Annotated in this window: 18 protein-coding genes and 1 tRNA gene; 9 read left to right on the plus strand and 10 right to left on the minus strand. The window is 69.1% G+C overall.

The features are described 5' to 3' along the window. Position 1 precedes the first annotated feature (1 nt). Entirely contained in the window at positions 2 to 1,252 is a 1,251-nt protein-coding gene (locus MLGJGCBP_RS27420; RefSeq protein WP_160099415.1) for an SLC13 family permease, read from the plus strand. A 7-nt stretch (positions 1,253 to 1,259) separates the two neighbouring features. Here the strand turns inward: MLGJGCBP_RS27420 and MLGJGCBP_RS27425 are convergent, their stop codons facing one another. The 4 genes from MLGJGCBP_RS27425 to cobC form a co-directional block, all read right to left on the minus strand. Next, positions 1,260 to 2,360 carry a bifunctional RNase H/acid phosphatase gene (locus MLGJGCBP_RS27425; RefSeq protein WP_160099417.1) on the minus strand — a complete coding sequence of 367 codons (1,101 nt, stop codon included), beginning with the start codon at positions 2,358 to 2,360 and terminating at the stop codon, positions 1,260 to 1,262. Further along, positions 2,357 to 3,094: a zinc ribbon domain-containing protein gene (locus MLGJGCBP_RS27430; RefSeq protein WP_160099419.1), complete on the minus strand. Its 738-nt coding sequence runs from the start codon at positions 3,092 to 3,094 to the stop codon at positions 2,357 to 2,359. The genes MLGJGCBP_RS27425 and MLGJGCBP_RS27430 overlap by 4 nt, the downstream gene beginning before the upstream one ends. Before the next feature lie 99 nt (positions 3,095 to 3,193). After that, positions 3,194 to 4,333: a Nif3-like dinuclear metal center hexameric protein gene (locus MLGJGCBP_RS27435; RefSeq protein WP_160099421.1), complete on the minus strand. Its 1,140-nt coding sequence runs from the start codon at positions 4,331 to 4,333 to the stop codon at positions 3,194 to 3,196. Further along, positions 4,330 to 5,400 carry an Rv2231c family pyridoxal phosphate-dependent protein CobC gene (gene cobC, locus MLGJGCBP_RS27440; protein ID WP_160099423.1) on the minus strand — a complete coding sequence of 357 codons (1,071 nt, stop codon included), beginning with the start codon at positions 5,398 to 5,400 and terminating at the stop codon, positions 4,330 to 4,332. Before cobC ends, MLGJGCBP_RS27435 begins: the two co-directional genes overlap by 4 nt. Here cobC and MLGJGCBP_RS27445 point away from each other — a divergent pair. Genes MLGJGCBP_RS27445 through MLGJGCBP_RS27455 form a run of 3 tightly spaced genes read left to right on the plus strand, consistent with a single transcriptional unit; the run spans position 5,394 to position 7,480 of the window. Continuing rightward, a complete protein-coding gene (locus tag MLGJGCBP_RS27445; RefSeq protein WP_087562159.1) occupies positions 5,394 to 6,095 on the plus strand; it encodes an HAD hydrolase-like protein in 702 nt (233 codons plus the stop codon). The genes cobC and MLGJGCBP_RS27445 overlap by 7 nt on opposite strands. Continuing rightward, entirely contained in the window at positions 6,082 to 6,555 is a 474-nt protein-coding gene (locus MLGJGCBP_RS27450; RefSeq protein ID WP_160099425.1) for a low molecular weight protein-tyrosine-phosphatase, read from the plus strand. The genes MLGJGCBP_RS27445 and MLGJGCBP_RS27450 overlap by 14 nt, the downstream gene beginning before the upstream one ends. Before the next feature lie 43 nt (positions 6,556 to 6,598). Next, the gene (locus MLGJGCBP_RS27455) at positions 6,599 to 7,480 is read left to right on the plus strand and encodes an SURF1 family cytochrome oxidase biogenesis protein (RefSeq protein WP_179220499.1); all 882 of its coding nucleotides are present in this window, start codon (positions 6,599 to 6,601) and stop codon (positions 7,478 to 7,480) included. On the opposite strand, the gene MLGJGCBP_RS27460 is transcribed toward MLGJGCBP_RS27455, so the two are convergent. Continuing rightward, positions 7,421 to 8,404, minus strand: coding sequence for a cobalamin biosynthesis protein (locus tag MLGJGCBP_RS27460; protein ID WP_087562156.1), 984 nt, complete (start codon positions 8,402 to 8,404; stop codon positions 7,421 to 7,423). The two genes, MLGJGCBP_RS27455 and MLGJGCBP_RS27460, sit on opposite strands and share 60 nt — an antisense overlap. Positions 8,405 to 8,453: 49 nt before the next feature. Here MLGJGCBP_RS27460 and MLGJGCBP_RS27465 point away from each other — a divergent pair, with 49 nt between their 5' ends. Both MLGJGCBP_RS27465 and MLGJGCBP_RS27470 read left to right on the plus strand, forming a co-directional pair. Further along, positions 8,454 to 8,816: a DUF5655 domain-containing protein gene (locus MLGJGCBP_RS27465; protein WP_160099427.1), complete on the plus strand. Its 363-nt coding sequence runs from the start codon at positions 8,454 to 8,456 to the stop codon at positions 8,814 to 8,816. A gap of 265 nt (positions 8,817 to 9,081) precedes the next feature. Then, the gene (locus MLGJGCBP_RS27470) at positions 9,082 to 9,273 is read left to right on the plus strand and encodes a hypothetical protein (RefSeq protein ID WP_087562154.1); all 192 of its coding nucleotides are present in this window, start codon (positions 9,082 to 9,084) and stop codon (positions 9,271 to 9,273) included. Positions 9,274 to 9,277: 4 nt separating this feature from the next. Here the strand turns inward: MLGJGCBP_RS27470 and MLGJGCBP_RS27475 are convergent, their stop codons facing one another. Continuing rightward, positions 9,278 to 9,472 carry a hypothetical protein gene (locus tag MLGJGCBP_RS27475; protein WP_160099429.1) on the minus strand — a complete coding sequence of 65 codons (195 nt, stop codon included), beginning with the start codon at positions 9,470 to 9,472 and terminating at the stop codon, positions 9,278 to 9,280. A gap of 135 nt (positions 9,473 to 9,607) precedes the next feature. On the opposite strand from MLGJGCBP_RS27475, the gene MLGJGCBP_RS27480 reads away from it, so the two are divergent. Beyond that, a complete protein-coding gene (locus tag MLGJGCBP_RS27480; RefSeq protein WP_160099431.1) occupies positions 9,608 to 10,123 on the plus strand; it encodes a GbsR/MarR family transcriptional regulator in 516 nt (171 codons plus the stop codon). Further along, a complete protein-coding gene (locus MLGJGCBP_RS27485; protein WP_160099433.1) occupies positions 10,116 to 10,376 on the plus strand; it encodes a hypothetical protein in 261 nt (86 codons plus the stop codon). Before MLGJGCBP_RS27480 ends, MLGJGCBP_RS27485 begins: the two co-directional genes overlap by 8 nt. 60 nt (positions 10,377 to 10,436) lie before the next feature. Here the strand turns inward: MLGJGCBP_RS27485 and MLGJGCBP_RS27490 are convergent. The 4 genes from MLGJGCBP_RS27490 to MLGJGCBP_RS27505 form a co-directional block, all read right to left on the minus strand. Further along, a tRNA-Val gene (locus MLGJGCBP_RS27490) sits at positions 10,437 to 10,508 on the minus strand. 32 nt (positions 10,509 to 10,540) lie between these two features. Continuing rightward, positions 10,541 to 11,005 (minus strand): peroxiredoxin, encoded by a 465-nt coding sequence (locus tag MLGJGCBP_RS27495; protein ID WP_087562151.1) that lies wholly within the window; start codon positions 11,003 to 11,005, stop codon positions 10,541 to 10,543. Positions 11,006 to 11,047: 42 nt separating this feature from the next. After that, positions 11,048 to 11,473, minus strand: coding sequence for a DUF3052 domain-containing protein (locus tag MLGJGCBP_RS27500; protein ID WP_005247829.1), 426 nt, complete (start codon positions 11,471 to 11,473; stop codon positions 11,048 to 11,050). Positions 11,474 to 11,641: 168 nt separating this feature from the next. Then, complete coding sequence (locus tag MLGJGCBP_RS27505; RefSeq protein WP_087562150.1) at positions 11,642 to 12,178, minus strand: hypothetical protein; 537 nt, start codon at positions 12,176 to 12,178, stop codon at positions 11,642 to 11,644. A 224-nt stretch (positions 12,179 to 12,402) separates the two neighbouring features. Here MLGJGCBP_RS27505 and MLGJGCBP_RS52080 point away from each other — a divergent pair. Next, the coding region (locus MLGJGCBP_RS52080) for a hypothetical protein (protein WP_236581400.1) at positions 12,403 to 12,590 on the plus strand (188 nt) is incomplete at its 3' end.

Below are 12,590 nucleotides of genomic sequence, written 5' to 3' on the forward strand. Positions count from 1 at the left end.
GGTGACAGTTCTGGCAGTGGCGCTGGTCGCCGCGGTCCTCGTCTTCACGGTCGTCCGGCCTCGCCGGCTACCCGAGATCGTCGCGGCCGCACCGGCCGCCGTCGTCGTCCTGGCCACCGGTCTGGTGACGCCGGCGCAGGCCCGGGACGAAGTGACCGAGATGGCCCCGACCGTCGGGTTCCTCGCGGCGATCCTCGTCCTCGCGCACCTCGCGGACGCGATGGGTGTGTTCACCTGGATCGCGGCCCGGCTGCGGCGTGGGGCACGCGGAGACCCGAAGAGGTTGCTGACGCTCGTGTTCGGGGCAGCGGCACTCACCACCGCGGTGCTGAGTCTCGACGCGACGGTGGTGCTGTTGACGCCGGCAGTGATCGCGACGGCCCGCTCGTTGCGGATGGACCCGCGACCGCATTCGTACGCCAGTGCTCACCTGTCGAACACGGCGTCGACGCTTCTCCCCGTCTCCAATCTCACCAATCTCATCGCGTTCTCCGCGACCGGGTTGACTTTCCTGCATTTCACCGCCGTGATGGCGCTGCCCTGGGCGGTGGCGATCGTCGTCGAACTGATCCTGTTCCGGATGTTCTTCCGGCGCCACCTGAATCGGCCCTACGCCGAACCGGAACCGGCCCGCGATCCCCCCGCACCGACCGTCGCACTGTCGATCATCGCCGCGACACTCGTCGGTTTCGCGGTGTCCGGCTTCGTGGGGATCGCGCCGGCATGGGTGGCGGCGGCGGGGGCGATCGTGCTCGGCGTCGTCGCACTGCGCGACGGCCGCACCGACTTCGGCCGCATCCTGTATGCGGTCGACGTGTGGTTCTGCGCGTTCGTCCTGGTCCTCGGCGTCGTCGTCGCCGGCGTCGCGAACGGTCCGATCGGGGACTGGATCGGCGCACGGCTACCGACCGACACGTCGTTCGCGGCGCTGCTCACGATGGCCGTCGTCGCGGCGGTCGCCGCGAATCTGGTGAACAACCTCCCCGCCACACTGCTCCTGCTGGCAGCGCTCGGGCCCCACCCCCCGACCGCCCTCGTCCTGGCGATGCTCCTCGGGGTGAATCTCGGCCCCAACCTCACCTACGTGGGGTCGCTGGCGATCATGCTGTGGCGGCGGGTCGCCGCGCGAGCCGGATCGCCCGCCGATCTGCGGACCTTCACGATTCTCGCGATGGTGACCACACCGCTGACCCTGTTCGCGGCGGTCGTTGCCCTCTGGGCCTGTGAGTACTTCTTAACCGCCGGCGGTTAAGAAGTACTCACAGGTGGGAGGTGTCGTTGACCAGGCGGACGGACGAGCCGCCGTCCGGGTAGAACTCGGCGATGCTCAGCGACGCCAGATCCAGGTGCAGCCGGAACAGCAGCGACGGTCCCGCGTCGAGCGCCAACTGCAGCAGGGTCTTGATGGGGGTCACGTGCGTGACGACGAGGATCGTGGAGCCACCGTAGGAGGCGGTGAGGTCGTCGCGGACCTTCACGATCCGCTCCCGGACCTCGTCGAAGCTCTCCCCCGCCGGCGGTCGCACCGACGTGTCCGACAACCACTTGCGGTGCAGTTCGGGGTCGCGGTCGGCGGCCTCCCTGAACGTGAGGCCCTCCCACTCGCCGAAGTCGGTTTCGGTGAGACCCTCGTGCACGGTGACCGGGAGCCCGAGCACCTTCGCCGCGGCCGCCGCGGTCTGCTGCGCGCGCCCCAGCGGGGACGACACCACGGCCGCGATGCCGTCGTCGCCCGCGAAGCGGGACGCCGCGCCGTTCGCCTGGGCCTGCCCGATCTCGGTGAGCGCCGGGTTCCCGCGACCCGAATACCGCCGGTCGACGGACAGTACGGTCTGCCCGTGCCGGAGCAGCAGCATCCGGGTCGGGGCGCCCGTCGTGTCCATCCAGCCCGGCGCCGCCGGGGTGGCTTTGTCCGCGACGGCAGCCGGTTCCGGTTCGGCAACGGTACCGGCGGCACCGTCCATGGCCTCATTGGCGAGGCGGTCGGCGTGCGCGTTCTCGGCCCGCGGAATCCAGGTGTACGTCACGGAATCGAACTGCCTGGCGAGTTCCGACGCCCGGCGCTGCAGCGGAATCATGTCCGGGTGTTTGACCTTCCAGCGCCCGGACATCTGCTCGACGACCAGCTTGGAGTCCATCCGCACGTCCACCCCGGACGCGCCGAGTTCGGCGGCTGCCTCGAGCCCGGCGATCAGCCCCCGGTATTCGGCGACGTTGTTCGTGACGGTACCGAGGCTTTCCTTGCGCTCGGCGAGGACGGTGCCGTCGGCGGCGTCGAACACCACGGTGCCGTAGCCCGCGGGTCCGGGATTGCCGCGCGACCCGCCGTCGGCCTCGACGACGACGCGACCGACACTCACAGACCCGACTCCTTGGTGCGCACCAGGATCGCGCCGCATTCGGAGCAGCGCACGACGACGTCCGGTGCGGTGGCGGTAATGCGGGAGATCTCGCCGCGGTCGAGTTCGATGCGGCACGCACCGCAGCGGCGGGCCTGCAGCAGTGCCGCGCCGACGCCGTTCTGACTGCGCTGCTTCTCGTAGACGGTGATCAGGTCGGCCGGGAACTGGTCAGCCAGTGCCGCGCGGTCCCGGATGCAGCGCTGCTCCGCGGCGTCCAGGTCGGCGACGGCATCATCGCGGCGGCGGGACGCATCGATGAGGTCTTCCTCGATCTGCGACAGCTGCGCACCGGCGTGGTCGTGGTCGGACTGCGATGCCTCGCGCCGTTCCATCACCTCGAGCAGTTCGTCCTCGAGCAGTCCCTGACGGCGGACGAGGCTGCCGAGTTCGTGTTCGAGTTCGGTGAGCTGCTTCGATCCGACCGTTCCGCTCTCGAGCAGTTTGCGGTCGCGGTCCTCACGCTGACGGACGGCGTCGACCTCGCCTTCGAGCTTGCGGATGTCGCGGTCGAGGTCGTCGAGGATGATCTCCACGGCCACGGCCGCGTCCTTACGGGTGACGCGTTCCGCCTCGAGCCGCTCGACTTCCTGACGCTCCGGAAGCGCGGTGCGTCGGTGGGCGATCCTCGACAGCTCCGCATCGACGCCGGCGAGGTCGAGAAGCTTGGACTGCACCTGTGGTTCGACGTTCACGCGTGGTAACTCCTGCTGTCTTCTGTGAAGGGTTCTTCTGCGGCAGATTGCTGGGTGTCAACCGTACCCCGGCGCTTCACGGGTTTCGGCCGGACGGCGCTACGGCGACGACGCGCTGACCGACCACGGATCGGTGCGCACCGCGGACACCCGCACCCGCCACTGCGGTGTGTGTGCGAACGCGGTGTCGAGCACGCCCTTCGCCTGTTCGCACCATGGTTGCTCGCTCGCCCAGTGCGCGACGTCGATCAGGGCCGGACCTCCGGCGCGCAGGTGCTCGTCGGCCGGGTGGTGCCGCAGATCCGCGGTCACGTACGCGTCCACGCCGAGGCGTGCGACGTCGTCGAGGAACGAGTCGCCCGAGCCACCGCACACGGCGACGGTGCGGATCGTGGCTTCGGGGTCGCCCGCGGCCCGCACTCCCCACGTGGTGGCCGGCAGCGCGTCGGCCACCCAGTCGGTGAAGTCGCGCAGCGACAGCGGTCCGGGTAGCTCGCCGACGCGTCCGAGTCCGCGGGGACCTGGGAATGTCGCCGTCTCGAACACGTCGAACGCGACCTCCTCGTACGGGTGGGCGGCGCGCATCGCGGCGAGCACCTTCGGCCGAAGGCCTCGCGGCGCGATCACCTCCACCCGGCTCTCCTCGACCCGTTCGAGCGCGCCGACAGCACCGAGCGCCGGATTCGCGCCGTCGGTCGGGAGGAACTGGCCGTGCCCGGTGACGGACCAACTGCAGTCGCGGTAGTTGCCGATGTGTCCGGCGCCGGCGTCGAACAGCGCGCGACGGACCGTGTCGGCGTCACCGGACGGGACGAGGACCACCCATTTGTCGAGGTTCTCGGTGGGGTGCGGCTCGATCGGCCCGGTGACGGTCAGCCCGAGCGTCGCCGCCAGTGCGTCGGAGACGCCGGGGTCCGCGGAATCGGCGTTGGTGTGCGCGGTGAACAGGGCGCAGCCGGCCTTGATCAGCTTGTGGACGAGCGCACCCTTCGGGGTGTGGGCGCCGACGGTGTCGACTCCGCGGAGCAGCAGCGGGTGGTGGACGAGGAGAAGGTCGGCGCCGGCGGCGATCGCCTCGTCGACCACCGCGGCCGTCGGATCGACCGCGACCGACACCGTCGCCACCGTGTCGTCGGGGTCGCCGCACACGAGGCCGACGGAGTCCCACGATTCGGCGAGGGCGGGCGGGTAGGCCGCGTCCAGGGTCGCGATCACGTCGGCGAGACGCACCGGGTTCACAGGATCTCCTTCATCGCGTCGACGAGCGCGTCGGTCTGCTCCGCGGGGCGCACCGCGACGCGGAGGTAGTCGGGTCCGAGTCCGGGGAACGTGTCGCAGCGCCGCACGGCGATGCCCTGTTGGCGCAGGTGCTTGCGCATCAGTTCGCCGTCCGGCAGGCGGAGCAGCAGGAACGGCGCGACCGCGGGCCGGTGCACGGCGACGCCGATTCCGGTCAGCCGCCGGATCAGGTCCTCGCGCCACTCACCCAGCACGACCGCGTGGTCGCGGGCGGCCGCGATAGCGTGCGGTTCGCTGCACGCCGCGATCGCCTCCACCTGCAGGCTGCCCACCGGCCAGTGCGCCCGCCCCACCTGCAGTCGTTCCAGGATCTCAGGGGCCCCGAGGGCGTACCCGCAGCGCAGTCCCGCCAGCGCCCACGTCTTGGTGAGACTGCGGAGCACCAGCACGTCGGGCAGTGAGCGACCGGCCAGCGACTCGCGCTCGTCGGGGACCGCGTCGATGAACGCCTCGTCGACGACAACGATCCGGCCCGGGCGGCGCAACCGCAGGATCGTCTCGGCGGGGTGCAGTACCGACGTCGGGTTGGTCGGGTTACCGATCACGACCAGATCGGCCGATTCCGGGACCGTCGCCGAGTCGAGGACGTACGGGTCGTCGAGCAGCACCTGCGTGACCGGCACCTGCGCCTCCCGCAGGGCCCACTCCGGTTCGGTGAACGACGGGTGGATCAGCGCCGCCTCCCGGATCCCGAGCCGCGGGAGCAGCGAGAACCCCTCGGCTCCCCCGGCGAGCAGCAGCACCTCCTCGGGGTCCCGGCCGTGCCGGGACGCCACCGCGGTCCGGGCCGCGAGATCGGCCGCGACCGTGGGGTACGTGCCCAGGTGCGCCAGCGCGTCGGCGAGGCGGAGGCGCAGCCAGTCCGGTGGCCCGTCGCCCTGCACGTTGACTGCGAAATCGAGGAGTCCGGGCCCCGCATCCACGTCTCCGTGGTGACGCAGGCTCTCCCGGCTCCCGGCACGAATGTCCACGATCGTCGAGCCTAAGGGACAATGGTCCGGTGACATCTCTCTCCACCTCCGCGTCAGCCGTCCCTACTGCCCTGTCGGCACCGATCGTGCTGTTCGACCTCGACGGCACCCTCACCGACTCCGCACCCGGCATCCACGCCGGCTTCCGCCACGCGCTCGCGACGATCGGTCAGCCCGAACCGACCGACGAGATGATCGACGCCGTCATCGGCCCGCCGATGATCGACACGTTCCGGTCGATGGGGCTGGACGAAGACCTCGTGCAGCAGGCGATCGCCGCCTACTTCGAACGCTACGACCGCGTGGGGTGGGCGGAGAACGCCGTCTTCGACGGCATCGAGAAGGTGCTCGTCGCCGCGCGCGACAGCGGCCGGAGACTCGCAGTCGCCACGTCGAAGTCCGAGCGGTTCGCGATCCGCATCCTCGAACACTTCGAACTCGCGCACTACTTCGAGTTCATCGGCGGAGCCAGCGACGACGGCAGTCGCCGCGCCAAGTCCGACGTGATCGCCCATTCGCTGCACAACCTCGGAGTCACCGCCACCGAGGGCGCCACCGCCGACGTCCTGATGATCGGCGACCGCGACCACGACGTCCTCGGCGCCGCGCACTGGGGCATCCCCGCGGTGTTCGTCGAGTGGGGTTACGGATTCCCCGCCGAGGCCGAGCGCGCGCACACGACGGCGCAGACCGTCGCCGACCTCGGGAAGCTGCTCGATGACGCGGCCTGAGTCTCCGCTGCACGTGACGTTCGTGTGCACCGGCAACATCTGCCGCTCCCCCATGGCCGAGAAGATCTTCGCCGAGCACCTCCGGCGGGAAGCCCTCGACGATCGAGTGATGGTGAGCAGCGCCGGGACACACGGCTGGCACGTCGGCCGCGAGGCCGACATCCGCACCAACGAGACCCTGAAGCTGAACGGCTACCCGACCGGCCACACGGCCGCGGAGGTCGGGCCGTTCCACCTCGGCGCCGATCTGGTGGTCGCTCTCGCGGCCAACCACGACCGTGAGCTTGCCCACATGGGCGTACCCGACGAGCGCCGCCGGTTGCTGCGCAGTTTCGACCCGGACGCGGACACGTCGTCCGTGCCCGACCCGTTCTACGGGGACCTCGAGGACTTCGAGCGGGTCCGCCTCCAGATCGAGGCCGCGGTGCCGGGGCTGCTCGACTGGGTGCGCAGCCGGTAACCCACGATCAGGGTCCCGACCTGCGAGCGGCTACCGTGGAGGCGTGCGAAGGCTGAGATTTCTGTTGCGACCCGGCTGGTTGGTGTTGGCCTTGGTGGTCGCCGGATTCGCCTTCATGTGTTTCTACGTGCTCGCGCCGTGGCAGCTCGGCAAGAACACGTCCACGGAGCACCGGAACCAGCTGATCGCCGACTCGGTCGACGCCGAGCCCGTCCCGCTGGAGACCCTGCTGTCCGGCGCCGGGGCGAATCCGGACGACGAGTGGCGCCGCGTCACCGCGACCGGGTCGTACGTGCAGAACAGTGATCTGCTGGTCCGGTTGCGGTCCATCGACTCGCAGCCCGCGTACGAGGTCCTGACCCCGCTGCAGCTGACCGACGGTCGCACGATCCTGGTCAACCGCGGCTACGTGCGCCCGATCCAGGGGACCGAGGCGCCGCCCGTGGATCCGCCGCCTGCCGGGCCGGTCACGCTCGACGGTCGCGTCCGCAAGTCCGAGGGCACCATCGCAGGCAAGGAACCGATCGACGAGAACGGGCTGCGGCAGGTGTACTACATCGACGCGGGCCAGATCGGCGGTTTCATCGGCACCGACCTCGTCGACGCGTACGTGCAACTCGAACCCGATCAGCCGGGTGGCCTCGGCACCATTCCGCTCCCGCAACTCGACGCGGGCCCGTACCTGTCGTACGGCCTGCAGTGGCTGGCGTTCGGCATCATGGCCCCGCTCGGCCTGGCCTACTTCATCCGCGCGGAGTGGCGTGAACGCCGCAAGGAAAAGTCCGCGAAGGCCTCCGACGACGCCGCCCCCGCCCCCGCGCCCGTGGCTCGGCAGAAGCCGTTCGCCCGGAGCAAGCCGGTGGAATCAGCGCCGAGGACGGCGGCGGAAGCGAAACTGGCCGACCGCTACGGCAAGGGCCGCTGACACCAGCGCCGCACCACCCTGCACTGCGGTCGACAGCCGCACCGCACGGTCGAGGTCGACGGGCCGAGGTGGCGGCCCGGATCCGAGCACAGGTCGCATCTCGACGCCGTGCGCGTATTCGGTGCGCCCGCCCAGTGAGATCCCGAGAGCGCCCGCCGCGCTTGCCTCCGCGACACCGGCGTTCGGGCTCGGGTGCTGGGACGCGTCGCGCCGCCACGCCTCCCACGCCTCCTTCGGCGACCCACCGACCGTCGGCGCGGCGGCGACGGACAACGCACCCGTCAGGCGGGCGGGCAGCAGGTTGAGGAGGTCGTCCCACCGGGCCGCCGCCCAGCCGAAGTTGCGGTACTTCGGCGAGCGGTAGCCGACCATCGCGTCCAGGGTGTTGGACGCCCGGTAAACGAACAGTCCGGGGATGCCGGCCACCGCGCCCCACAGGAACGCCCCGACCGCGGAATCGGACGTGTTCTCGGCCACCGACTCCAGCGTCGCCCGGGTGAGCCCGTCGACGCCGAGCACGCTGGGGTCGCGACCGCACAGCGACGGCAGCAGGGCGCGGGCGGACGCGAGGTCGTCTGCCTCGAGGTGCGCCGCCATGCTCGAACCGGTCCGTCCCAGGGACGTTCCGCCGAGCACCGCCCACGCCGCGACGGCGGTCGCGGCCGTCTCGCCGATCCATCCCCCGCGCCGCGCCACCCGGGCCGCGGCGACACCGAGGCCCGCCGCTCCACCGACGAGGACGGCGACGTGCACGATTCCGGCCGACCGGCGGTCGCGGTACGTCACCTTCTCCAAGGCCATTGCCGTGCGGCCGAATCCGGCCACGGGATGCCATCGGGCAGGATCGGCGAACGCCCGGTCTGCGGCGAAGCCGAGAAGCAGGCCTGCGGCGCGCGCGGAGGCGGGACGGGAGGTTCGATGCACGCCGCTATTTGTATCAACTAACGTTGCAGGCGATGTAAAGGAGCGTCCCATGAGTGCCGCGATCGACGAGTACCTGGCAGGCAAGGACCCGGACGCCACCGAGCGCCTACTGCAGTTCCGTGACCTCGTTCTGGCGTGCGGCGAGGTGGACGAGCGTGTCCACCGGACCGAGATCGCGTGGGCCCGTGCCCGCGTCTTCGCTGCCGCGTTCATCTACTCGTCGCGACTCGAGATCGCGCTCGACCTGCGCCGGCGCGTCCATCACCCGCAGTTGCGGGAGGCGTTTCCCACCACCAAGACGGTGATCACGCACCGATTGACGATCACCTCCGACGATCAGCTCGACGACACCCTGACCTCGCTCCTCGCGGAGGCCTACGACACGGTGGGTCCGGGCACGCGCAACCGGTAGTGGCCGTGCGGGCCGGACGGAAACGTTCCGGTCGGAATGTCGGATTCCTGAAACTCTCCTGAGGATCTCGCCAAGCGCCCTTTCGTGCGCCTACCATGGTATTTGCCGCCTCGTTCCCCCCATTCAGGGGCGGCGCACGGCCCCGCCCTGCTCACATCTTCGGTGCTGACTCAACACACCCACGTGGCCCGGCGGGGTTCTGCGCGTCCGGTGGGAATTTCTGCGAGACATTGGAAACGCCGACTTCGCCTGGGACGATCGAAGGGTGTCCAGCGACGTGACGAAGCTCGGCGACGAGGAACTGCTCGCGCTTCTCGGCGAGCACCGAGCGCTGCTCGGCGAGTCGATCGCGAACGATTACGGCTGTGGAACGGTGCGCACCGTCACCAGCCGGATCGCTGAATTCGAGGCCGAACTCGATCGCCGCGGATCGACGGCCTCGCGAGACGGCACCTGACCGGCTAGCGGGTGGGGCGGCTCGTGGCCGGCGCAGCCCAGACGCCGGCCACTCCCCCGCCGTCCTCGTAACGATCGATCTGGACGATGCCCGCCCCGGGTTCGGTGGGCCGATGTGTCTCGTTGACGGCCTGGAAGTCTGATTCGAAGGTTCTGTCGCTCGACGTGCCGTTGCGCAGCGTTACCTTGTACCTGGACATATCAGGAATATGCCACTGCCGGCGAAGCTCCGGGCGATGAACAGGTTAACTCCACGAAACCAGTCGGAGCACCGTAGCCGAACTGAAATGACACAAATCTGTGTTATTTCAGTCAGGACTGCTACGTTCGGTGCTGTGCCGTCCGACACACAGCTGATCTTCGCCGACCACGTCGGCCGCTTCTACGCCCGCCAGTACGGCTTCCCTCCGATGGCGGGGCGTCTGCTGGGGTACCTGTGCGTGTGTGATCCCCCACAGCAGACGATCGACGAGCTGGGCGAGGCTCTGCTGGCGAGCCGGAGCGCCATCACCGGCGCGGTCAAGCTGCTCGAGGGCTATCGGATGGCGCGGCGCACCCGCACGGCCGGTGAACGGGTGGACCGGGTGAGCCTGGACCCGGCGAGTCAGCAACCGCAGAACTTCGATTCCGCCCTCCACCGCGAGCACGCGGCACTGTTCCGGGAGGGTTTGGTGTTGCTGGCCGACGCCCCACCCGAACGCCGCGCTCCGCTCGAGGAGATGGTCGCGCTGGCCGAGTTCCTCAGCGACCGACTGCCGCAGCTACGGGACGAATGGCACACGCGCCGCGCTGAGCTCCGGGCTCGGCGAACCGGCACACTCGATCGAGAAGGGGAAGCGCATCATGACTGAATCCGATCTGTCCGCCCTGCGCAAGCGAACCGCGAACGGTGACCCGACGGCGGTCGACATCCTGATCGAACTCGCCGGCGAGCGGGGCGACATGGCCGAGCTGCGCCGCCTCGCCGAGGCCGGCAGCTCCGACGCGGCCGACCAGCTCATCGAGGTCGCCACCGAACTGGGCGACATGGACGAACTCCGGCGCCTCGCCGACAGCGGAAACAGCACCGCCGCCGAACAGCTCGCGGAACTCACCGACGAGTGACACCGGCGAAGCGAAAGCCCCGACCTGCGCACGAACGCAGATCGGGGCCTTGCCTGACGGTGGGCGCGGAGGGTTTCGAACCCCCGACCGCTGGTGTGTAAAACCAGAGCTCTACCACTGAGCTACACGCCCGAACATCCGGCGAGAACCTCGCCGGATGCGCATCAGGACTCTAGCGTGGCGAGGGCTTTCTCCCAAGCTCCCTGGTCACGGGCTTCTCCGGGTCCGTTCATCTCGGCGAACCGGATGATGCCTTCCTTGTCGATGACGAAGGTGCCGCGGTTCGCGAAGCCCAGCTTGTCGTTGAAGACGCCGTATTGCTCCGCGACCGCGCCGTGCGGCCAGAAGTCGGCGAGCAGCGGGAAGGTGTATCCCTGCTCGGCGGACCAGATCTTGTGGGTCGGCGACGCACCGACGGAGAGGGCGAGGATCGCCGTCTCGTCGTTCTCGAACTTCGGCAATTCGTCGCGAACCTTGCAGAGCTCACCCTGGCACGTTCCGGTGAACGCGAGCGGGTAGAACACGAGCAGGACGTTCTTCTTTCCGCGGTAATCGGAAAGCGTCACCTCCTGGTTGTTCTGGTCCTTGAGGGTGAAATCGGGGGCAGTGGTGCCCACCTCGAGCGGCATGACGTGATTCCTTCGGTGAGTGAACGGGAAAGGTGAGACTGTTCAGCGCTTGTTCGCGGGACGCGACTTCGGCTGAACCAGACGGCTTCCCGACCAGTCTCCGAGATTTGCCGCCGACGTCTGGGTGAGACCGGCTGTGGGTGCGGACTCGGCGATCTCGCTGGGCTCCACGTGACCGGGCTGACCGGTCTTGGGGGTGAGGACCCACACGAATCCCTCGTCGGCCAGGGGGCCGATGGCATCCATGAGGGCGTCGACGAGGTCTCCGTCTTCGTCGCGCCACCACAGCAGCACGACGTCGATGACCTCGTCGGAATCCTCGTCCAGCAGTTCTCCACCGATGGTGTCCTCGACCGCGGCACGCAGGTCGTCGTCGGTGTCCTCGTCCCAGCCCAGTTCCTGTACCGCCATGTCGGCAGTGATCCCGAGTTTCTGAGCGTAGTTTTGGGCGTCCGCCGCGGCGACCACGGTGGGGTCCTCCTTTTGTTGACGGTGCTCGGGTACCCGAACACCTGCCGGATGAAGATCAATTAGGTGAAAGCGAACATGCTCGAACGCTTTCGCGCAAGCCGACCACGCGAATTTTTCTGAGAATGTAGTGATGCGTGGTCATCGCCCGAGCCTACGGTGCGGGAGTCACGATGTGGGGCAGGCTGCCCGAATCGAGTCGCTGAGCTCGTCTCCTCGGCTCGCGAGAGTGTTCAGAATGTCTCCGCGTTGCCCGCCGTCGACGGCGGCCGCGAGTTCGCGATAGTTGTTGGCGTAATCGGTGAGGAGTCCGGTCAGGTCGGGGGGAAGTGCGGGTGTGGCGGCGTTCGCGCCGTCCGCGGCCGACCGGAGTGCCGCCGCGGCGGCGCTCGCCTTCGCGCCGGTGTCCGCGGCTTCGGCGTTGGCGGCGTCGATGAACGTGTTGTAGGTGTCGATGGTCTCGCCGGCACGGGTCACGAACATCGTGCACTGCTCCACGAGCGCCTCCCGCTCGGCCGCGGCCTTTTGCGAGGACGACGCGGCCACCGACGAGGACGTCGCTTCGGCGGCGTACTCGGCCGCCTGGGAATCGTTCTGCTGCGCGGTCCCCTCGATCGCGGCGCCACATCCGGCGATGACACCGACGCCGACGATCGCCGCGGCGGCAGCACTCAGCAGCCCCCAACGGCGCGACGACGTGCGCATTCGTCTCCCCCATGTTTTCGACGACATCGATAAATTCAACATTCGGCCCCGGATCTGCGCAAACGCTACCGAAGAGTAACCCGAGCACGGTGTGCCGACCGCGCCGCAATGGGGAAAGATGAGGGTCGCGCCATATTCATAAAGGAGATGGATCGGGCCTAACAAGGCCGCGATCGCATGGAGAGGACGCCACACCGCGCGTCCCACCACAATGAGGAGCAACGTTGTCAGACCTGATCCAGGGACCCGCGTCTCAACCGGATTCCGCCACACCCGGCGCCGGAGCGGCCCAACCTTCCAACCCCAGTGCAACCCCGGGCTCCGAGGGACGCGTTCGCGTCATCCGTGAGGGTGTTGCGTCGTATCTGCCGGATATCGATCCGGATGAGACCACGGAGTGGTTGGAATCGTT

This window comes from Rhodococcus sp. T7 (assembly GCF_009872365.1).
Taxonomy (GTDB): domain Bacteria; phylum Actinomycetota; class Actinomycetes; order Mycobacteriales; family Mycobacteriaceae; genus Rhodococcus_F.